Raw genomic sequence first — 19721 nt, 5'->3', positions numbered from 1 at the left:
GCGGCGTGCTCAGGCCAGCTCGGCCGCGCTGACCACGTGTTCGCCGGGCCGGGGCGCCAGCGCGGCGTCCACCAGCGCAGCGGCGATGTTGTCCGCCGGATTGATCCGCCAGCCGCGCGGCAGCAGCGGACCCAGCACGCCCAGCACCTGCATTGCCAGGTGTTCGCCGGTGCGTTTGTGCGCACGCTGGCCGCCGATCAGCCCGGGCCGCACCAGCGTCAACGAATCGAATTCCAGCCCGCGCAGGTCCTGTTCCAGCGCGCCCTTCACCCGGTTGTAGAAGAACCGCGAACCCGCGTCCGCGCCGGCCGCGGAGTTCAGCACGAAAGTGCCGGCGCCATGCGCGTGGGCCTGCCCGGCGAAGGTCAACGGGTAGTCGTGGTCGATGCGCTTGAAGGCATCGCGGCTGCCGGCCTGGGCCATGGTGCTGCCCAGCGCGCAGATCACCGCATCCACCGCCCACCACGGCGCGGTGCCGGGCAGGTGTTCGAAATCCAGCACCGGATTGTCCAGCTTGGGCGCGGTCACCGGCAGCGGCCGCCGGCTCGGCGCGACCAGCGCCGTGCAGCGCGGATCGTCCAGCAACAGCCCCAGTGCCTGCCCCCCTACCAGTCCGGTCGCGCCCAGCAACATCACCCGCATCGCCTTCTCCCCTGGTTCATTTTCCCCATCGTGAACGCTGCACGGGTATAAAGCCAACGTCGGCCGCGCCGATATGCTGTCACCAGCCTCTGCCTCTCCCGGACACCCCGCATGACGGACCGCCGCGATTCCCGCCCCGCCCCCGGCACCCAGCTTGGATCGCTGGCGCTGGTCCGTGCGGGCGCCGCGGGCAGCGACGGCCCGCGCGCGGTCACCCGCGGGGGCAATGGACTCAGCCTGCAGCAGCTGTTCGCGCACGCCGCACACCCCGAGTCCCTGCTGGCGGCTTTTGCCGATGGCATGGCGACCCTGCCCGGCGAGCTGGGCGACATGGGTGATCGCCTGCAGTCAGCGCAGGCCGATGCGGACTGGCCGCGCTACGGCCGCGCGATGCGCCAGCTGATCGACAAGTACATCCGTACCATCGAACTGCATGCCCCGGATGCGCCGCCCGACGGTGACCGCCTGCGCGAACAGCTGCGCCAGGTGCTCGGCATCACCGTGGCGGGCCTGCTGCAGCACGACCCGCAGCTGCGCGAGCAGGCCGTGGCGCAGGCCGCCGCCTGGAAGCAATGGCAGCCCGGCCAGCCGCTGGATGCGCTGGAACAGGGCCAGCGCGAACTGGGCCACCAGATCGGCGTGCGCAGCGAGGCCTGGCAGGAACGCGATGAACTGCTGCTGGGCCTGTTCGACCTGCTGCTGGAGAACATCAGCGAGCTGCTCGACGACGGTGCCTGGCTGCACGGGCAGATCGATGCCGTGCGCCAGCTGTTGTCCAGTCCGTTGGACACCGCGGCGGTCGAACGAACCCGCAGCGAACTGCGCCAGGTGATCTACAAGCAGGGCCTGCTCAAGCAGGGCATCAGCGAATCCAAGGCCGCCATGCGCGGGCTGATGGGCGACTTCGTGCAGCAGCTGGACGGCATGGCCAACAGCACCGGCGAGTACCACGACCGCATCAGCAGCTATGCCTTGGCGCTGCGCGAAGCACGCAGCATCGCCGACCTCAACCAGCTGCTGCAGGCGGTGCTGCAGGACACCGGGCGGGTGCAGCAACAGGCCGCGCAGGCACGCGACCATCTGGCCAATGCGCGCTTGGAGGTGGAGGTGGCCGAGCAGCGCATCGCCCAGCTGGAACAGGACCTGCGCGAAGTGACCGACCTGGTCCGCACCGATCCGCTGACCGGTGCGCTCAACCGGCGCGGACTGGATGAGCTGCTGCAGTCCGAGCTCGCCCGGTCCGCACGCGGCGGCAGCGCGCTGGCGGTCGCGGTGATCGACCTGGACGAGTTCGGCCAGACCAACTCGCAGTTCGGCCACGCCGGTGGCGATGCAGTGCTCAAGCATTTCGTCAGTGTCTGCCAGCTGCTGCTGCGCGCCAGCGACAGCGTGGCGCGGCTGGGCGGCGACGAGTTCGTGCTGGTCATGCCGGACACCCCGGGGGCGGACAGCATGTCCACCCTGCAGCGCCTGCAGCGCTCACTGGCCCAGCGCGTGTTGAACGTGCAGGACGAGCGCGTACCGGTGCATTTCAGTGCCGGGCTGGCGCAATGGAGCACCGGCGACAGCGCCGAGTCCTTGCTGCGTCGTGCCGACGAAGCGCTGTACGCGGCCAAGCGGCTGGGCCGCAATCGCGTGCAGGCCGGCTGAGGCGTCTGGCCCGGTAGTGACGGCCGCTGGCCGTCAAACCTTGCCCCCGGTAGTGACGGCCGCTGGCCGTCAAACCTTGCCCCCCGGTAGTGACGGCCGCTGGCCGTCAAACCTCGCCCCCACGGTGGGTGACGACCGCTGGTCGTCACAGCTTTTCGCCTGCAGCGTCGTGACGACCAACGGTCGTCACCCACCAACGCGGGCATCGTCACCCAGCACCGGGCATCGTCCCCCACCGAGGCTGCGGCCAACGGCGTTGACGGCCAGCGGCCGTCACTACCTGTCAGTGCGCCGGCTTGCCGCGCAGCTTCTGCACCAGCATCACCGCGCCCAGCACCAGCGCGCCGATCACCAGGCCCACGCCCACGTTCACCAGCGCGTTGACCAGCCATGCCCACTGCCCTTCACCACCATGCTCCAGCACCCAATGGTGCAGCGCCGGCACGTTGTGCACCAGGATGCCGCCACCGACCAGGAACATCGCCGCGGTACCGGCGATGGACAGGAATTTCATCAGCCACGGCGCACTCGCCACCATGCCGCGCCCGAACGCCGCCACCGCCCCGCCCTTCCTGGCCAGGTACAGGCCGGCGTCGTCGATCTTGACGATGCCCGCCACCAGCCCGTAGACGAACACGGTCATCGCCAGCGCGACCACGCTCAAGGTCAGCAGCTGCTGGGTGAATGCCGCGCCGGAGGTGACCACCACGCCCAGCGTCAGCACGATCACCTCGGCCGACAGGATGAAATCGGTGCGGATCGCGCCTTTGATCTTGTCCTTCTCGAAGGCGACCATGTCCACCTGCTCGTTGGCCAGCGCCTGGCGCCGCTCCGCCTGCTTGGCCTGGTCTTCTTCGGCTGGGTGCAGGAAGCGATGGGCCAGCTTCTCCACGCCTTCGTAGCAGAGGAAAGCACCACCGAGCATCATCAGCGGCACGATCAGCGGCACGTTGTAGCCGCGCGATTTCAGCCAGGCCTCCAGCGCACTGATCGCCAGCGCCGCCGGCACCAGGATCACCTTGTTGACCAGCGATCCCTTGGCCACTGCCCAGATCACCGGCAGTTCGCGGTTGGCGCTCATGCCGGTGACCTGCTGTGCGTTGAGCGCCAGGTCATCGCCGAGCACGCCGGCGGTCTTCTTTGCCGCGACCTTGGTCAGGACCGCCACATCGTCCAGCAGGGTGGCGATGTCGTCGAGCAGGGTGAACAGGCTGGCGCCGGCCATGAAGGGTCCATGTTGTAGGGGAGGGTCGAGGCTGGATTCTGACTGAAAAGGCGTGAATCCCGAAACACACCCGCGGATTCACCGCTCCACCACCTGGCCGCGGCCACACTGGGCCTCCTGTACCGTCGCGGAGTCCTGCTTGAACAACCCGTCTGCCGCGCCCACCAACCCGCCGTTGATCACCGGCATGAACCGCCGCAGCCAGATCCTGCGGTTGCTGATGCGCTACCGCAATTCCGGCGTGTTCTCCGGGATGAACCTGGAAGCTGCCGGCGCCCCCGATGTGCCGCCGGACGGCAATCCGGAACAGTTCGTCACCGACCTGGAATCGCTCGGCCCGACCTTCGTCAAGCTCGGCCAGATGCTGTCCACCCGTCCGGACATGGTGCCGGTGGAGTTCGCCACGGCACTGGAGCGGATGCAGGAAAGCGTCGCCCCGATCCCGGTCGAACGCATCCACACCATCATCGAAAAGGAACTCGGCGCTCCGGTGTCGACCCTGTTTGCCAGCTTCGATCCAGTGCCGCTGGGCTGTGCTTCAATCGCCCAGGTCCACCGCGCAACGCTGCGCGATGGCCGCGAAGTGGCGGTGAAAGTGCAGAAGCCGGAGGTCGCCGCCCAGCTGCGTTCGGACCTGGAAGCGCTGCGCAGCTTCGCGCTGGCCGCCGACCACCTGACCCAGGTCGGCCGCCGGGTCCGCCTGCGCGACTGGCTCAACGAGTTCGCCAAGACCCTGGTGCAGGAGCTGGACTACCAGGCCGAAGCGGAGAACCTGCAGCGCTTCGGGCAGCACCTGCGTCCGTTCAAGCCGTTGTGGGTACCGCAGCCGGTATGGGACTACTGCAGCCATCGCGTGCTGACCATGCAGCTGGCCGACGGCGTGCGCGTGGACATGATCCCGGACATCCGCCGCACCGAACAATCGATGGATCCGCTGGCGGCCGCGTTGATCCGCGGCTACCTGGACCAGATCTTCGTGCACGGCGAAATCCATGCCGATCCCCACCCGGGCAACCTGCGCGTCACCCATGACGGACGGCTGGCGATCTTCGATCTGGGCATGGTCGCGCACATGCCACCGCGACTGCGCGAGCGCCTGTTGAAGGTCCTGTTTGCCGCCGTCGACGGACGCGGCGAGGAAGTGGCCGATGAGATCATCGCCATCAGCACGCGGCTGGAATCGTTCGAAGAAGAACGTTACCTGCGCGAGACCGGCCAGATGATCGCCCGTTACGCCGCCAGCAACCATTATTCCGAAGGCCGCGTGGTGCTGGACATGGTACGCATCGCCACCGCCAGCGGGCTGCGCACGCCGCCGGAGCTGAGCCTGATCGGCAAGGCGCTGCTGAACCTTGAAACCGTGTGCCGGCTGCTGTCGCCCACGCTGGACACGCGGCGCATCGTGGAAAAGCAGCTGCAGCACGTGATGCGCGCGCGGCTGAAGAAATCGCTGTCGGCGGCCAACCTGGCCAGCGAAGCGATGGAAGTGCAGGAGCTGCTGCGCGTGGGTCCGCGGCAAGATGACCGACATCCTGGCGCTGCTGGCAGAAAACCGGCTGCAGATGAAGGTGACCGGCCTGGAAGAATCGCGGCTGATGGAGAACCTGCAGAAGATCGCCAACCGCGTGTCTGCCGGCATCGTCACCGCCGCACTGATCCTGGCATCGGCCTTGATGATGAAGGTGGACAACGGCGTGCACCTGTTCGGTTATCCCGCCATTGCGATGGTGTTGATGTTGATCGGTGTGTTCCTCGGCCTCGGCATCATCACCAGTGCGTTGCTGTTTGATCGGCGTGCACGCGCACGCGAAGAGCGCGGGCACCGCTAGGTCAAACCTGGCAGTGCAGCGCGCTTCACGCACGCTGCACAAAGCTGACGACCTCTCAGTGATTGACGTTTTCAACAAACATTTCAGTCAGGTTCGTGCAGGCATGATCCAGTCATCGGGCTGTCATGCAGATGTGGTTGGCAGTTCCGGTCGGATGGACACGCGTCGGTACGACGTCCATCACCACCTCCGTCACTGCCGAATACGCCCATGCTCTGGATTCTGTTGCTTACGCTGTTCGTGCTCGCCTGGCTGTTGCTGGTTTCCAGCAAGTGGTTGTGGTGGAAGGCCGGCCTGCTTTCGGTCCTGCTGATCGCACTGAGCAGCTGGTGGTTGATCGACCAGTTGTCCGGCGATGGCCTGAATGCGGCCACGTTGTACCACCTCGGTGCCGACATGGAAGGCGCGGGTGTCTCCGATTTCAAGCGTGTCATTGCCGGCTATATCGCCCTGCTGCTGGTCTCGCTGCTGCCGTTCGCGCTGGTGCGCATCAAGCGTTGGCAGCGGCCGCAGAACGGCCGGAAACTGTTCGTCGGCTTCGCCGGTGTCTGGCTGCTGGCGATATTCATCAGCCCACTGTTCGCCGATGGCCAGCGCCTGTATTACCAGCTGCGCCCGGTCGATTTCGCCGGGATCGCACCGGAGTACCAGGTGCCGACGCAGCCGCTGCAACGTCCGCGCAACATCGTGTGGATCTACGGCGAAAGCCTGGAACGCACCTATCTGGATGAGAAGGTCTTCCCCGGCCTGATGCCCAACCTCACCAAACTGGCGGCACGCTCGCTCGACGTGCGCGGGCTGGACTCGCCGGAAGGCAGCGGCTGGACCATCGCCGGGCTGGTGGCGTCGATGTGCGGCGTGCCGCTGACCACCGCCCAGGGCGATGAAAACAGCATGGACCGCATGGGCAGCTTCCTGCCCAAGGCGGTGTGCCTGGGCGACTACCTGAAGCAGCAGGGTTACACCAACCATTACCTGGGCGGCGCCAATGGGCAGTTCGCCGGCAAGGGCCAGTTCCTGGCCAGCCACGGTTTCGATGAAGTGCATGACCTGGCGTGGTTCAAGCAGCAGAAGAAGGTCGGCCGCATCCACTACTCGGCGTGGGGCGTGCATGACGACGTGCTGCTGGACACCGCGTATCGCCGCTTCGAACAGCTCTCGCGCGGCAAAGAGCCGTTCATGCTGACCACGCTGACCATGGACACCCATCATCCTGCGGGGCACCTGCCGGTGTCGTGCCGGAATGAGCGCTATGAAAGCGAGCACGGCAATATCGGCCTGCTCAATGCCCTGAAATGCACCGACCGCCTGATCTCCCAGCTGGTCGCGCGCATCCAGGCGAGCCCGTACGGCAAGGACACGCTGATCGTGGTGTCGTCCGATCACCTGGCCATGCCCAACGACCTCAGCCACGTGCTGGCCAAGCAGGAGCGCGAGAACCTGCTGCTGTTCGTGGGCAACGGCATCGAACCGCGCCAGCTGCAGGTGGACGACGCCACTACGCTGGACAGTGGCGCCACCCTGCTGAGCCTGCTGGATCCGGCGATCCAGCGCATCGGCTTCGGCCGTTCGCTGCTGGATCCGCAGCGTCCCGCCAGTGCCAGCGTTGCTGCGCGCAAGGACAACGGCCGCGAGTATCCGAAGTACCTGGCGTTCGCCCGTTCGCTGTGGCTGGGCGAGCCCACCCGCGAGCTGCGCATCGACGAGGGCAACCAGGTGATCGTCGGCGTGCAGCACGTGCAGCCGCCGGTGCTGCTGGAGTACGACAAGGACTGGGCGCTGAAGACGGTGTATCTGGAAAACACCTCGCGCCAGTTCGACGAGGCCGACAAGGACAGCACGCTGGCCTACGTGGACCGTTGCACCGCCTTTGAAGACGGTTCCGCCGATGGCGACTGGTGCGCGCTGCTGGTCAACCGCGAGAACGGCATCAAGTTGTACCGCGATGACGAACTGCGCGGCGGCGTGCAGGTGGATGCCGCGCTGGATGCCTTCGATGGCCCGCGCCCGAGCGTGCGCCAGGCCCACATGATCACCGACAAGGGCCGCCGCACGCGCGCCGGCCAGTACATGCTGGAACTGGTGGCGAGCACGCAGCCGCAACGCGGTTTCTGGATCGAAGCGGTGTCCTCGCAGCGGCAGGTGGTGCTGGCCCAGCAGTGGGTGCAGCCCGATGCCAGCGGGCGGATCAACCTGAGCTTCGGGCTGGACCACGAGGTGGATGACCTGGAGATCCGGGCGTGGTTGAACCACGCCGAGAAGCTGGCGGTGGATACCTTCGCGCTGGTGCCTTCGCGGCGTCCGCGCGGGTAGTTGGGCGAACGGGTTGGACCCCCTCGCGGGTGGCTGTTGCTTGAAGCCGCAGCTGGGGGTGGGCCGGGCGGTGGGGCTGCTCGGGGGACGGCAAAGACCGCATCCTGCGGGCCTCGTTTCGCGCCATCCATGGCGCTCAACGCCCCCGCCCAGCCCCACCGCCCGGCCCCCTGACAGGTTCCGGTGGCCGCCACCTGCGGATTGAAAATAAAAGAACAAAGGCAGGGGTCAGAGTCCTTTCGCTACGCGAAAGGACTCTGACCCCATCTTCCTCCCACCCTTCCAACCCACCGCCTTGTCCATGGCCACCATGGACCTGTCGAAGGTGGGGCGGGGTGGCTGTGCAGGACCGTCTTTTCGCATGGATGCGAAAAGCGAGCCCCCATGGACGGGTTCACGGCGTGTCCTGCACAGCCACCCCGCCCCGCCAACACCCAGCCCTGCAAGCTGTTGACGTTGCCGTTGCCGTTGCTCTTGCCGTTGCTTCCGCTCCAGCAAGAGCCGCAGGCTCAAACTGCCCCGTCAGGGTCCCGAACCAGGTGGATGTCCGTCGGTGCCGACAGCGCGATGCCCCTGGATGCCAGTTCCTGCAGCAGGCTGAAGAACAGGTCGCTGCGCGCGCCGTAGACCTGCCGCGGGCTGGAGACGTAGGCGAAGCTGTTGATCGCCACCTGGCCGCCGGCGATCGAATCGATGAACACCGATGGCGCCGGGTCGGACAGCACGCTGGAATGCGCCGTGTAGGCATCCAGCAGCACCTGCTTCACCGCCGCCACGTCCGCGTTCAACGGCAGCGTGAACTGGATCTGGATCCGTCCCTGTGCACTGCCCATCGTCATGTTGCGTACGGTCTTGGTGATCAGCTCCGAGTTCGGCACGATCAACGTCGACTTGTCCCCGACCGTGATCTCCGTGGAGCGCACGTTGATGCGGCGGATGTCGCCTTCCTGGTCGCCGATCTTCACCCAGTCACCGATCTTCACCGGCCGCTCGGCCAGCAGGATCAGGCCGGAGACGAAGTTCTGGGTGATCGCCTGCAGGCCGAAACCAATGCCCACCGACAGCGCGCTGACCACCAGTGCCAGCTGGCCGAAGCCGATGCCCAAGGCGGTCAGCGACCACAACACGGCAAGGATGATGCCCAGGTAACGCGCCACGGTACTGATCGAGTTCTGTGCGCCCGAATCGAGCTCGGTCTTCGGCAGGTAGGTGTCCACCAGCCAGCGCTGCAACGCCTGCATCAATGCAAGGCCGGCCACCAGCACCACCACGGCCAACAGGATCTTGGCAGGCTGCAGCGTGATGTTGGGTCCAATCGGTATGCCCTTCGACAACGCTTCCACGCTGCCCAACACCGACCCGACATTGCCGAACGGAGCGGTGAAGATGAGCAGTGCCATCAGCACCAGCGCGATGCGGCTGAAGGCCGACAGCAGCACGCCGGCCTGTTCCACCTGCGCCGCGCTCAGGCCGGTGGTCAGTACCACGGTGCGGCCGATGCGGCTGTCCGGATGCAGCATCCAGGTGCACAGGTCGTCGGCGAACTTGAGCAGCAGGCTGGTGGTCAGCGCGACGATGCCGCCCCAGACCAGCTGCGAGGTCACGAACTTGGCGAAATTGAGGTAACCGAACAGCGAGGCGATGATCGCCGCGGCCACCACCACGTTGCCCGCCACGCGGGTCAACACGATCCAGCCACTGCGCTGGGCCGGCCCACGCGCGCGCGAATCGGCGGCCTGCGCTTCAGCGCGCTCGGCCGCTTCGGCGGTCTGCCGCCGGTGCAGGCGGGACAGCGTCACCAGCATCGCCATGATCAGGCACAGGTAGATCAGGGCGATCACCCCGTCCAGCGCGATGGTGTTGATCTCGCTGGTACGTGCCGCACGATCCACCGCCGCCAGCATGATGCTGATCCAGCTCACCGCGGCGGCGCTCCACGCGTACTTGCGCAGGTTGCGCGCTGCGGTGTCATCCAGGTCCAGCAGGCGCCACGACGGGCGCTTGGGCGCCAGCAGGCAGGCGCTCAGCGCGACGATGAAGGCAGAAAAGCAGGTGGCGCCCAGGAAGTAATTGGAAACCGTCTGCAGCCGGGGCGGGATGGCACCCACCGCGTCCATCGCCGCTACCAGCGCCCAGGCCGCCAGCCCCGGCATCGCCGTGCCCACCAGCAGCAGCCAGACCGCAAGGCCGGTCCGGCGCAGGCGGCCCTGCGGCGCGTTTTCGGCGGCCGCATAACGCCGTCCCAGCGCGCGCAGCCACAGCCGCACGGGGAAGAACAGCAGCAGCGCCACCCCAAGACCCAGCAACGGCAGGCCCCAGCCCTCGCGCTTCAACGCATCGCGTACCGCGTTGGTGCCCAGCCGGTACAGCGCCAGCACCCGCGTGGTATCGGCCGGCGCGGTCGCGGCGACCTGGCTCCACAAGGCCGGCGACAGCGGCGAAGCCACCTTGCGGCCGAGCTCTTCGCTGAACTGGCTGGCGCGCAGTTTTTCGATGTCGGCGGCCAGCTGGTTGGCGTTGACGACCGCCAGCTCGGCACGTTTGATCGTGCCGTCCAGCTTGTTGCGCTGCCGGGTCAGGCTGGCCCGCTGCACGGCGATCTCGCGGGCCTCGGTGCTGCCCTCGGCTACCTCACCCAGCGGTGCCAGCTGCTCGTTGAGCTGGTCCAGCTGGGGCCGCAGCGCCTTGGCGGCGGCGTCCGCATCATCCTTGGCCGCCTTCGCGCGCTCGCTCAGGGTGGCCAGCGTATCGGGCGTTTCGGCGTCCTCAAGCGAGGCCCGCGCGGACTTCAGCGTGGCCTCGGCCCGGGTTACCTGGGCCTCAGGGGTCAGCTCGGCCGGGGCCTGCGCCAGCACCGGAGTGCAGGCCAGGAGCAGGAACATCAGCAGGCCGACGACGGCACCGCGCTTGGAGATCAGGCTGGAAAGAGACAAAACGCGTTACCGGCATGCGCGGACCACCGCGCCTGCGCGGACTATACGACGTGTCGCGTCGGGATCGGATCAGTACTTCAGGCGCAGCTCCTCCACCTGTGGCTGCTGGGCGGCGTACCACTCCTGGAACTCTTCCTCGGGGATCTCTTCCGGGGCATACACCACGATCGGGTCCCAGGCGTGGTCGGTGGGCAGCGGTTGGCGGGGGCCGGCACGCAGCGTATAGGCCACGCCCTCGTGGTCGACCACCTCCTCGACCTGCTCCCATCGGGCACGCGCGAAGCTGGATTCGGATTTCAACAGGATCACCTGGTACATCGACATCACTCCTTGGCACTGTTCATCAGCATGGACCCGCGTAGCGGCCCGATAAACCCACGGGCCGCTACGCAGTGTTGCGCTTACGCCATGGCAAGGCGGCTTCACCTTGCCATGGCGGGCGGGCGCGGCAAGGTGGCCTACCGCCTCCGGGACGAGAGCCCCATGACCACCCCCAACGACCTCAAGACCGTCCCCGACCTCAAGCTGCCGCGCTACCTTGGCACCTGGTACGAGATCGCCCGCCTGCCGATGCGCCACGAACCCGAAGCCTGCACCGATGTATCGGCGAACTACAGCCTGCAGGACAACGGCAACATCCGCGTGCACAACCGCTGCCGGATGGAAGGCGAGATCGAAGAAGCCATCGGCGAGGCCAGCGTCGTGGACAACGACAGCGCGCGACTCGCGGTCAGCTTCCTGCCCAAGGGCCTGCGCTGGTTGCCGTTCACCAAGGGCGACTACTGGGTGATCCAGATCGCCCCCGATTACAGCGTGTCGCTGGTCGGCAGCCCGGACCGCGATTATCTCTGGCTGTTGTCACGTACGCCGCACCTGGACAAGACCGTTCGCGATCATTATCTGGCGACCGCGCGCCAGCAGGGCTTCGATCTGTCCAAACTGATCGATACCCCCCACACCGGCAAGCCGACGGCCTGAGTCCATGGACCTGAAGAGCGGGTATCCGTACTGGTCCATCCGCAATGGACTGATCCAGGCTTTCCCTCCGCTTGAAGCCGACCTGCACTGCAATGTGCTGGTCGTCGGCGGCGGCATCACCGGCGCCCTGATCGCCGATGAGCTGTCCGCACACGGCCACGAAGTGGCGCTGATCGAACAGCGCGACATCGGCTGGGGCAGCACGGCGGCAAGCACCGCGCTGCTGCAGTATGAGATCGACACCCACCTGATCGACCTGGCCCGCCAGTATGGCGAAGACGATGCGGCGCTGGCCTACCACGCCTGTGCGCAGGCGCTGCCACAGCTGCGCGAGGTCACCGCCGGCCTGCGCGGGGTGGATTTCAAGCAGATGGACAGCGTGTACCTGGCCAGCAAGCCGCGCCATGTGCCGGTACTGCGCGAAGAAGGCGCGGCACGCCGCAAGCATGGGCTGGACGCACGCTGGCTGGACCGCGGCGCGCTGCGCGAACGCATGGGGATGGACGGCGATGCTGCGCTGCTGACCCGCCAGGCCGCGCGCGTGGATCCCTACTGCCTTACTTACCGGCTGTTGGAGCGGGTCAAGCGGCGCGGCGGCCACGTGCACGATCGCACCGTGCTGCATGCGCTGCAACCGACCGCGCGCGGGGTCACCGCACGCACCGAAGACGGTGTCCAGATCCGCGCCAAGCACGTGGTGCTGGCCCAGGGCTACGCCAACCAGCAGTGGCTGGACAAGCGCGTGGCGCGCAACCGCAGCAGCTATGCGCTGATCACCGATCCGCTGCATGCCGACGAACTTGGCGCACTGGCCACGACGATGGTCTGGGAGAGCGCGCGCCCCTACCTGTACCTGCGCAGCACCGGCGATGGCCGGCTGCTGCTGGGCGGGCTGGACGATGCGGTGGATGTCCCGGCACGCCGCGACCGCCGCGTCGATGGCAAATCGAAGAAACTCATGAAGGGACTGAAGCACTGGTTCCCGGCGCTGGACCCGATCCCTGCGTTTGCCTGGGCCGGAACCTTCGCCGAAACCGCCGATGGCCTGCCCTTCTTCGGCGCACATGCGCAGTGGGGACCGCGGGTGCAGTTCGCGATGGCCTACGGGGGCAACGGGATCACCTATTCGATGATCGGCGCCGGCCTGCTGCGCGCCAACATCGAACGCCGACGCCACCCGCTGCAGGCGCTGTTCGGTTTCGAGCGGCTGGAGCGCTGATCGCCAACGCACGCCCCGGCGACGTCGGGCGATGCCGGTAGCGACGAGCCATGCGCGGCGAGCGCAGCGGCGCCAGCAAAAGGGTGACGGCCAGGGGCCGTCACTACCCTCGACGCGTCACGACAGGCATCATTCAAGCAGCAGCTGCTAGCGTCGCCATGAGGGCCCGCGTGCCCTGCCCCGTCCGCTGCTGGAGCGTCGTGCCATGATCCGCCCCCTGATCCTGCTGTGCCTGGCCTGCGCCCCCTCGGTCGCGTTGGCGCAGAGCGCTGCAGGCGCCACCGGCCCGCAGTCGTCCACCGGCCTGAACCTGGCCGTGCCCAGCGAACCGTTGCGCTACCTCAATGATCCCAGCTTCCAGCAGGATGCCCCGGGCACCTACTACGGCGACAAGAGCGGTCCGCGCGCACGTGCCGGCAGCGATAACGGCATCGCCGAGGTCACCGATGACAAGCTGCGCGTCTCCGGCAGCGTCAGCACCGGCATCGGCTATACCGAAGGCTACGGCAACAGCCACTACAACGCGGCCACGCTGAACCTGAGCAAGAACTACACCACCGATGAAGGCAAGACCCGCGGGGTCAACGTCAACATCCACGTCAGCGAAGGCAAGGGGCCGGGCTTCTTTGGCCCTTGGGATGGCCCGTATGGCGGTGGTTTCGGTGGGGGCTACGGCCCTGGCCCCGGCTACTGGGGCCGCCCGCCGCCGTTCGGCTGGTAAGCAGCCGCGCCCGGCGGCGCAACGACCGGCCTGTCCGCCTCCGGATGCGCCGCTGTGCCGCTGCGCTCGCCGAGCACGGCTCGGCGCTACGGCTCCGGGGTTCATGGCGCGTGGATCAATCCAGCCAGCCGTCGCGCTCGCTGTCCAGGATGCGGCCATCGTGCCCGCTCAGGCGCACGTCAACCTTCTGGTTACGCGCGTTGCGTGCTTCCAGCTGCCACGTCGCACCGTCGCGTTCCACCGAATGGATGTCCTTCAGGCCCTGCTCCTTGGCCTTGGCCAGCAGCTGGTCGATGGTCAGCTGGGTGCGGCCATCGAACTCGTCGAAGATCTCGCCGGTCTTCGGGTCGACATAGACCTCGCGGAAGCGGCCATCGTCGCGGGTCACGTCGGCTTCCCACAGCCCGTCGTCCTTCTCGATCTCATGGATGCGGCTGTAACCGGCGTCGCGCAGCTTCTGTTCCACCTGGGCCAGGCCCAGCGGTGCGGCATGGGCCGTGACGGCCACGGTGGTACCCAGCAGGGCGGCAACGGTGGCGCCAGCGATCAGGGACAGCTTGTTCATGGTGTTCTCCGGAATGGTGGACCCCAGCGGGCCCGGCCAACACAGTCTGCCCAGCGCACCTAACAGCCACTTAGCCCGGGCTGTTAGCCAACGGTTAGTCCACTGCGCTATTGATAGGCGCATGTATCCGTTGAAGACCCTCGCCGTGATCGTGCTCGCGCTGCTGGCCCCCCTGCCGGTGGCGGCGGGCGACGACCATGCCCAGCAGACCGCGCGGCGTGCGGTGGAACAGGGCCGTTACGTGCCGCTGGAAGCGGTGGTGCGCGATGCCATGCGCCGCCATCCCGGCAAGCTGCTGGAAGTGGAACTGGACGATGCCGTGTACGAAGTCGAGATCCTGCGCGCCGACGGCGTGGTGGTGGAGCTGGACTATGATGCGCGCAACGGCAAGCTGCTGAAGACCGAACTGGACGACTGATGCGGATCCTGCTGGCCGAAGATGACCACGACCTGGCGCAGCGCCTGCAGCCCCTGCTGGAGCAGGCGGGCTTCGTGGTGGATGCGTTCGCCGATGGCCATGCGGCCGAAGAACATGGCCAGGTGGAGGACCTGCAGGCCGCCATCGTCGATCTCGGCCTGCCGGGCCTGGACGGGCTGAGCATCATCGAACGCTGGCGCGCCAATGGCCGCACCTTCCCGGTGCTGGTGCTGACCGCACGCGGACGCTGGCACGACAAACTGGCCGGTTTCGATGCCGGCGCCGACGACTACCTGACCAAGCCCTTCCAGCCCGACGAACTGGTGCTGCGCCTGCGTGCGCTGATTCGCCGCAGCACCGGCCATGCCAGTCCGCGCCTGCAGTGCGGACCACTGCAGCTGGATGTCAACGCAGGCCGTTTCAGCCTGCACGGCAGCGAACTGGCGCTGAGCCCGCAGGAGTTCCGCCTGCTCGGCTACTTCATGCACCACGTGGATACGGTGATCGGCCGCGAGCGGCTGGGCGAGCACGTGTTCGACAGCGGCTTCGACCCCGACTCCAATGCATTGGACGTGCTGCTCGGACGGGTGCGGCGCAAGCTGGACATCGACCTGATCCAGACCGTGCGCGGCCAGGGCTGGCGGCTGACGGCGCCGGCATGAGGGCATCGCGATGAAGCGCGCCTCGCTGCGCAACCGGCTGCTGCTGGCGGGCGGGCTGGGCCTGCTGCTGGTCACGGCGCTGGCGAGCGCGCTGCTGGGCCACCTGTTCGAACGCGCCGCGCGTGACAGCCTGGATGCGGCGCTGGAGCAGGACCTGCTGACCGTGCTGGCGCAGGCCGAAGTAAACCCGGATGGGCGCGTGGTGCTGCGCCAGGAACCCAACGAAGCCCGCTTCCAGCGGGTGTTCTCCGGTGCTTACTGGCAGGTCGGCGCGGCCGACGGCACGCCGCTGCTGCAGTCGCGCTCGTTGTGGGATGAAAGCCTCGCCGCACCGGCGGCCAGCAGCGCCGGCATCGCCGCTGACATCACCGGGCCGCTGCAGCAGCCGCTGCGGGTGCTGGCGCGCGAGGTGCGCCTGCCCCGCGCGCAGGCACCGCTGCAGGTTCTGGTGGCGCTTGATCGCAGCGACCTGCAGGCCCAGGTGGCGCAGTTCCGTCAGCGCAGCGCGTTGGCCCTGGCGGTGCTGGTCGCGGTCTGGCTGGCGGTGCTGGCCAGCCAGATCCACTTCGGCCTGCGTCCGTTGCGGCGGTTGGGCCAGCAGGTGGAGGGCGTGCGCCGCGGCGAAGTCCAGCGGGTGGATGCACGCGGCCTGAGCGCGGAGATCGCGCCGCTGGCTGAAGAACTCAACGCCCTGCTCGACCACCACCAGCGCATGGTGGCGCGCGCGCGCACCAGCGCACAGGACCTGGCCCACGCGCTGAAGACACCGCTGAGCGTGCTGGCAGCTGAAGCCGAACATCCGGGGGGCGACTGGCAGCAGACCGTGCGCGCACAGGGCGCGCACATGCAGGCCAGCATCGAACGCTATCTGGCGGCAGGGCTGGCGGTCGATCACCGGCAGCGCGCGGACGTGGCACCGGTGGTGCAGTCGATGTGCCGCCTGATGGGCCGCGTACATCAAGGGCGCGGCGTGCACTTCAGCAGCGATGCCATCGACCCGGCATTGCGCTTTGCCGGCGATGCCGCCGATCTGGAAGAAATGCTGGGCAACCTGCTGGACAACGCGGGCAAGTGGGCCACGCAGCAGGTGCAGGTGGGCGCCTGGATGGACGCGCAACGGCTTCGCATCGAGGTGCGCGACGATGGTCCGGGGCTGCAGGAATCCCAGCTGCAGACCGTGCTGCAACGGGGCGTGCGGCTGGACCAGCGCGAAGGCAGCAGCGGGCTCGGCCTGGCGATCGTCGGCGACATCGCCGCCAGCCACGGCGGCGAGCTGAAGCTGGAAAACGCCCAGCCCGGGCTGCGCGCCACGCTGTGGCTGCCGGCGGGGTGAACCGCCGGTAGTGACGGCCGCTGGCCGTCAATCAGTGACCGCCGCTGGCCACCGGTAGTGACGGCCGCTGGCCGTCAATCAGTGACCGTCCAATGACGGCCAGCGGCCGTCACTACCGGGTCCCCGCTTACATCAGCGGTTCGTCGGACAGGTACGTGTAACCGGTCAAACCGGCTTCCAGTGCGTCGGACAGTTCCTGCGCACGGTCAGCCGTAAGACCTGCCGCGGCCACGCGCTCGGCATAGGTCGCGCGCAGTTCGGCCAGGCTGTAGCCCACGTAGTCCAGCATCACATCGGTGGTGTCACCGCGGCGCTGCTGGGTGATCGCATAGCCCCCCGCGCCGGCACGCACTTCCACCGCATCGGTATCGCCGAACAGGTTGTGGATGTCGCCCAGGATCTCCTGGTACGCACCGACCATGAAGAACCCGATCCGGTAGCTTTCACCCGAACGCAGCGCATGCAGCGGCAGCGAACTGTCCAGGCTCTCGTTGCCGACATAGGTTTCCACCATGCCGTCCGAGTCGCAGGTCATGTCGGCGATGATGCCGCGACGGTCCGGCTGCTCGTCCAGGCGCTCGATCGGTACGATCGGGAACACCTGGTCGATCGCCCACACGTCCGGGATCGATTCGAACACGCTGAAGTTGACGAAGTACTTGTCCACCAGCCGCTCGTTGAGCTCATCCAGCACCGGCCGATGGCTCTTCTCGTCGAAGCTCAGGCGTGCACGCACCGCATGGGCGATGGCGTAGAACAGGTCATCGATGCGCGCCCGCTGCGGCAGGTCGATCTGGCCCAGCGCATAGCTGGACAGGCCTTCGGCATGGAAATGCTGCGCTTCCTGGAACAGCTCGATCGCCGGGCGCTGGCCCAGTTCGGAATGGATCTCGCGCAGGTGGCGGATCGATGCCGGCTCGTCGTCATGCTGGTCCGGTACGCGGCCTTCCATCGCCTGTTCCACTTCGGACACGTTGGCGATCAGCACCGCATGGTGGGCGGTCATCGCGCGGCCACACTCGGTGACGATGCGCGGCGGCTTCAGGCCATGTTCCTTGCAGGCATCGGCCAGCGGCTGCACGATGCTGCTGGCGTAGGAGTTCAGCCCGTAATTGATCGAGCAGAAGCTGCGCGAACGGGTGCCTTCGTAGTCCACGCCCAGGCCACCGCCCACGTCGACGTGGGTGATCTTCGCGCCAAGCTGCGACATCTCCACGTAGTAGCGGGTGGCTTCGCGCATGCCGTTGGCGATGTCGCGCACGTTGGAAATCTGCGAGCCCATGTGGAAGTGGAGCAGGCTCAGGCAGTCGGCGTACTCGGTGTCACGCAGCGACTTCCACAGGTCCAGCAGCTGGCGCGGGGACAGGCCGAACTTGGCCTTGTCGCCGCCGCTGTTCTGCCACTTGCCCGCGCCCAGCGAGGCCAGCCGCATGCGCACGCCCAGGCCCGGCTTCACGTCCAGCGCCTTGGATTCTTCCAGCACCAGCTTCAGCTCGGACGGCTTCTCGATGACGATGTAGGTCTGCAGGCCCAGTTTGCGGCCGATCAGTGCCAGCCGGATGTACTCACGGTCCTTGTAGCCGTTGCAGACGATCAGCCCGCCCGGGCGCGAAAGCGCCAGTACGGCCATCAGTTCCGGCTTGCTGCCCGCTTCCAGGCCGAAGCCTTCGCCGTGGTGGCTGGCCAGGGTGCCGGCCACGCCGCGGTGCTGGTTGACCTTGATCGGGTACACGGCGGTGTAGCCGCCCGGGTACTCCCAGTCGGCCTGGGCCTGCGCGAAGGCGGCCTGCAGCTTGCCCAGGCGCTGGCCCAGGATGTCCGGGAAGCGCACCAGCAGGGGCAGCTTGGCGCCGTTGGCGCGCGCCGCATCGACCACATCGGGCAGCGAAACCACCGGGCCATCGGCCCCGGTCGGCCTCACCACCATGTGCCCGGCCTGATCCACGTCGAAGTAACCGTCCGCCCAATGCGGGATCGAGTAGGTCTTGCGGGCTTGGTCGAGGGACCAATCGGTCATGGAAGTCGGCCTGGTTGGTAAAAAAGGGGGGTGCATGATAACCCCTGATCGACGAAGGGTTCGTTATCATGCGCGCCCGCGCCCGTGGTCGCTGCCCTGGACCTGAACGGGCGTACCGCCACGCGGCCCCGCCTCCGCCAGCCCGGCGTCCCATCCTCCGAAAAGGATTGCTCCTCCATGACTGACAACAGCAACTGGTATATCGAACACTTCGAGCGCACTGGCTCGGCCATCGGCTACCGCATCACCGGCAAGCTGGACGAAGTGCAGTCGCCGTTCCAGAAGATCGAAATCTTCCAGACCACCGACTGGGGCAACCTGATGACCATCGATGGGGCCATCATGCTGACCAGCAAGGACAACTTCTTCTACCACGAGATGATCAGCCACCCGGTGCTGTTCACCCATGCCGCCCCCAAGCGCGTGGTGATCATCGGCGGCGGTGACTGCGGCACCCTGCGTGAGGTGCTCAAGCACAAGAACGTGGAGAGCGTGACCCAGTGCGATATCGACGAGCAGGTCACGGTGATGGCGCGCAAGCACTTCCCGGAACTGTGCGATTCCAACGATGACCCGCGTGCCGAACTGATGTTCGACGACGGCGTGGCGTACATGGCCAACTGCCCGGCCGGCAGCGTGGACGTGGTGATCGTCGATTCGACCGACCCGGTCGGCCCCGGCGAAGGCCTGTTCAACAAGGCGTTCTACGAGAGCTGCTTCAAGGCCCTGAAGGACGACGGCATCCTGGTGCAGCAGTCCGAATCGCCGCTGATGCAGCTGGAACTGATCAACGAAATGCGCACCGAGATGGGCAAGGCCGGCTTCGGCTCGTTCAAGACCCTGCCGTTCCCGCAGCCGTGCTACCCCACCGGCTGGTGGAGCGTGACCCTGGCGCGCAAGGGCGAGAGCGGGTTCGATTTCCGCCAGTCCGACGCGGCGGCAAAGAGCTTCGATACGCTGTACTACACCGCTGCGCTGCACACCGGCGTGCTGGTGACGCCGCCGTTCGTGCAGGCTGCGCTGAAGGGCTGACCGGCCCGACGTCGGGCGGGGCCGAGTGACCTCGGCGCTGCCCGGCAACCATCCCGACCGCGCTCGGCGGCGAACCGCCACCATGCCGTTCGCCGCTGACCTACATGCGACGTCTTCCAACCGGCGCAGAGTAGCTGCACACCCCTGCAGCGAGCGTCGGCCATGGGCAGCCCGGTTTCCGATC

At 67.2% G+C, this 19721-nt stretch carries 15 protein-coding genes and 1 pseudogene; 10 read left to right on the top strand and 6 right to left on the bottom strand.

The features are described from left to right. Positions 1-9: 9 nt before the first annotated feature. Positions 10-642 (bottom strand): NAD-dependent dehydratase, encoded by a 633-nt coding sequence (locus QE373_RS01385; protein WP_309682745.1) that lies wholly within the window; start codon positions 640-642, stop codon positions 10-12. Positions 643-753: 111 nt separating this feature from the next. Between QE373_RS01385 and QE373_RS01380 the strand changes: the two genes are divergently transcribed. Next, positions 754-2292: a diguanylate cyclase gene (locus tag QE373_RS01380; protein ID WP_309682741.1), complete on the top strand. Its 1539-nt coding sequence runs from the start codon at positions 754-756 to the stop codon at positions 2290-2292. Positions 2293-2575: 283 nt separating this feature from the next. Here the strand turns inward: QE373_RS01380 and QE373_RS01375 are convergent, their stop codons facing one another. Next, on the bottom strand, positions 2576-3517 hold the full coding sequence (locus QE373_RS01375; protein ID WP_309682738.1) for a DUF808 domain-containing protein: 942 nt from the start codon (positions 3515-3517) through the stop codon (positions 2576-2578). 139 nt (positions 3518-3656) lie between these two features. Here QE373_RS01375 and QE373_RS01370 point away from each other — a divergent pair. Both QE373_RS01370 and QE373_RS01365 read left to right on the top strand, forming a co-directional pair. Next, positions 3657-5346: pseudogene (locus QE373_RS01370) on the top strand (AarF/UbiB family protein). A 210-nt stretch (positions 5347-5556) separates the two neighbouring features. After that, positions 5557-7659 carry a phosphoglycerol transferase I gene (locus tag QE373_RS01365; RefSeq protein ID WP_309682735.1) on the top strand — a complete coding sequence of 701 codons (2103 nt, stop codon included), beginning with the start codon at positions 5557-5559 and terminating at the stop codon, positions 7657-7659. Positions 7660-8168: 509 nt separating this feature from the next. On the opposite strand, the gene QE373_RS01360 is transcribed toward QE373_RS01365, so the two are convergent. Together QE373_RS01360 and QE373_RS01355 are read right to left on the bottom strand one after the other, a co-directional pair. Continuing rightward, the gene (locus QE373_RS01360; RefSeq protein ID WP_309689500.1) at positions 8169-10541 is read right to left on the bottom strand and encodes a DUF3772 domain-containing protein; all 2373 of its coding nucleotides are present in this window, start codon (positions 10539-10541) and stop codon (positions 8169-8171) included. 120 nt (positions 10542-10661) lie between these two features. Further along, the gene (locus QE373_RS01355) at positions 10662-10910 is read right to left on the bottom strand and encodes a hypothetical protein (RefSeq protein WP_042613258.1); all 249 of its coding nucleotides are present in this window, start codon (positions 10908-10910) and stop codon (positions 10662-10664) included. A 165-nt stretch (positions 10911-11075) separates the two neighbouring features. On the opposite strand from QE373_RS01355, the gene QE373_RS01350 reads away from it, so the two are divergent. From QE373_RS01350 to QE373_RS01340, 3 genes are all read left to right on the top strand, one after another. Continuing rightward, entirely contained in the window at positions 11076-11570 is a 495-nt protein-coding gene (locus tag QE373_RS01350; protein ID WP_057508484.1) for a lipocalin family protein, read from the top strand. Between the two features lie 4 nt (positions 11571-11574). Then, positions 11575-12789: an FAD-dependent oxidoreductase gene (locus tag QE373_RS01345; RefSeq protein ID WP_309682730.1), complete on the top strand. Its 1215-nt coding sequence runs from the start codon at positions 11575-11577 to the stop codon at positions 12787-12789. 205 nt (positions 12790-12994) lie between these two features. After that, positions 12995-13510, top strand: coding sequence for a hypothetical protein (locus QE373_RS01340; RefSeq protein ID WP_309682727.1), 516 nt, complete (start codon positions 12995-12997; stop codon positions 13508-13510). A gap of 115 nt (positions 13511-13625) precedes the next feature. Here QE373_RS01340 and QE373_RS01335 read toward each other — a convergent pair whose 3' ends face one another. After that, positions 13626-14075 (bottom strand): PepSY domain-containing protein, encoded by a 450-nt coding sequence (locus QE373_RS01335; protein WP_123700191.1) that lies wholly within the window; start codon positions 14073-14075, stop codon positions 13626-13628. Positions 14076-14235: 160 nt separating this feature from the next. Here QE373_RS01335 and QE373_RS01330 point away from each other — a divergent pair, with 160 nt between their 5' ends. Genes QE373_RS01330 through QE373_RS01320 form a run of 3 tightly spaced genes read left to right on the top strand, consistent with a single transcriptional unit; the run spans position 14236 to position 16488 of the window. Further along, positions 14236-14493 (top strand): PepSY domain-containing protein, encoded by a 258-nt coding sequence (locus tag QE373_RS01330; protein ID WP_345784384.1) that lies wholly within the window; start codon positions 14236-14238, stop codon positions 14491-14493. After that, positions 14493-15155 carry a response regulator transcription factor gene (locus QE373_RS01325; RefSeq protein ID WP_309682722.1) on the top strand — a complete coding sequence of 221 codons (663 nt, stop codon included), beginning with the start codon at positions 14493-14495 and terminating at the stop codon, positions 15153-15155. Before QE373_RS01330 ends, QE373_RS01325 begins: the two co-directional genes overlap by 1 nt. A gap of 10 nt (positions 15156-15165) precedes the next feature. Next, positions 15166-16488: a sensor histidine kinase gene (locus QE373_RS01320; protein WP_309682719.1), complete on the top strand. Its 1323-nt coding sequence runs from the start codon at positions 15166-15168 to the stop codon at positions 16486-16488. A 127-nt stretch (positions 16489-16615) separates the two neighbouring features. Here QE373_RS01320 and speA read toward each other — a convergent pair whose 3' ends face one another. Further along, positions 16616-18505, bottom strand: a complete 1890-nt coding sequence (gene speA / locus QE373_RS01315) for an arginine decarboxylase (RefSeq protein ID WP_057508489.1) — start codon at positions 18503-18505, stop codon at positions 16616-16618. A 177-nt stretch (positions 18506-18682) separates the two neighbouring features. Between speA and speE the strand changes: the two genes are divergently transcribed. Then, on the top strand, positions 18683-19537 hold the full coding sequence (gene speE / locus QE373_RS01310) for a polyamine aminopropyltransferase (RefSeq protein ID WP_057508490.1): 855 nt from the start codon (positions 18683-18685) through the stop codon (positions 19535-19537). The last annotated feature ends 184 nt before the right edge of the window (positions 19538-19721 follow it).

Origin of the sequence: Stenotrophomonas sp. SORGH_AS_0321 (genome assembly GCF_031453215.1) — a bacterium.
Taxonomy (GTDB): Bacteria; Pseudomonadota; Gammaproteobacteria; order Xanthomonadales; family Xanthomonadaceae; genus Stenotrophomonas; species Stenotrophomonas chelatiphaga.
The sequence above is the reverse complement of the archived record's forward strand: the minus strand, read 5'-3'. Positions and strand labels throughout refer to the sequence as shown.

What these genes read in the sequence shown, in the direction of transcription:
- QE373_RS01320 (WP_309682719.1), top strand. Translation starts at nt 15,166, where the DNA reads ATGAAGCGCGCCTCGCTGCGCAACCGGCTGCTGCTGGCGGGCGGGCTG.
- QE373_RS01350 (WP_057508484.1), top strand. Translation starts at nt 11,076, where the DNA reads ATGACCACCCCCAACGACCTCAAGACCGTCCCCGACCTCAAGCTGCCG.
- speA (WP_057508489.1), bottom strand. Translation starts at nt 18,505, where the DNA reads ATGACCGATTGGTCCCTCGACCAAGCCCGCAAGACCTACTCGATCCCG.
- speE (WP_057508490.1), top strand. Translation starts at nt 18,683, where the DNA reads ATGACTGACAACAGCAACTGGTATATCGAACACTTCGAGCGCACTGGC.
- QE373_RS01365 (WP_309682735.1), top strand. Translation starts at nt 5,557, where the DNA reads ATGCTCTGGATTCTGTTGCTTACGCTGTTCGTGCTCGCCTGGCTGTTG.
- QE373_RS01345 (WP_309682730.1), top strand. Translation starts at nt 11,575, where the DNA reads ATGGACCTGAAGAGCGGGTATCCGTACTGGTCCATCCGCAATGGACTG.
- QE373_RS01325 (WP_309682722.1), top strand. Translation starts at nt 14,493, where the DNA reads ATGCGGATCCTGCTGGCCGAAGATGACCACGACCTGGCGCAGCGCCTG.
- QE373_RS01380 (WP_309682741.1), top strand. Translation starts at nt 754, where the DNA reads ATGACGGACCGCCGCGATTCCCGCCCCGCCCCCGGCACCCAGCTTGGA.
- QE373_RS01385 (WP_309682745.1), bottom strand. Translation starts at nt 642, where the DNA reads ATGCGGGTGATGTTGCTGGGCGCGACCGGACTGGTAGGGGGGCAGGCA.
- QE373_RS01375 (WP_309682738.1), bottom strand. Translation starts at nt 3,517, where the DNA reads ATGGCCGGCGCCAGCCTGTTCACCCTGCTCGACGACATCGCCACCCTG.
- QE373_RS01355 (WP_042613258.1), bottom strand. Translation starts at nt 10,910, where the DNA reads ATGTACCAGGTGATCCTGTTGAAATCCGAATCCAGCTTCGCGCGTGCC.
- QE373_RS01360 (WP_309689500.1), bottom strand. Translation starts at nt 10,541, where the DNA reads ATGTTCCTGCTCCTGGCCTGCACTCCGGTGCTGGCGCAGGCCCCGGCC.
- QE373_RS01335 (WP_123700191.1), bottom strand. Translation starts at nt 14,075, where the DNA reads ATGAACAAGCTGTCCCTGATCGCTGGCGCCACCGTTGCCGCCCTGCTG.
- QE373_RS01340 (WP_309682727.1), top strand. Translation starts at nt 12,995, where the DNA reads ATGATCCGCCCCCTGATCCTGCTGTGCCTGGCCTGCGCCCCCTCGGTC.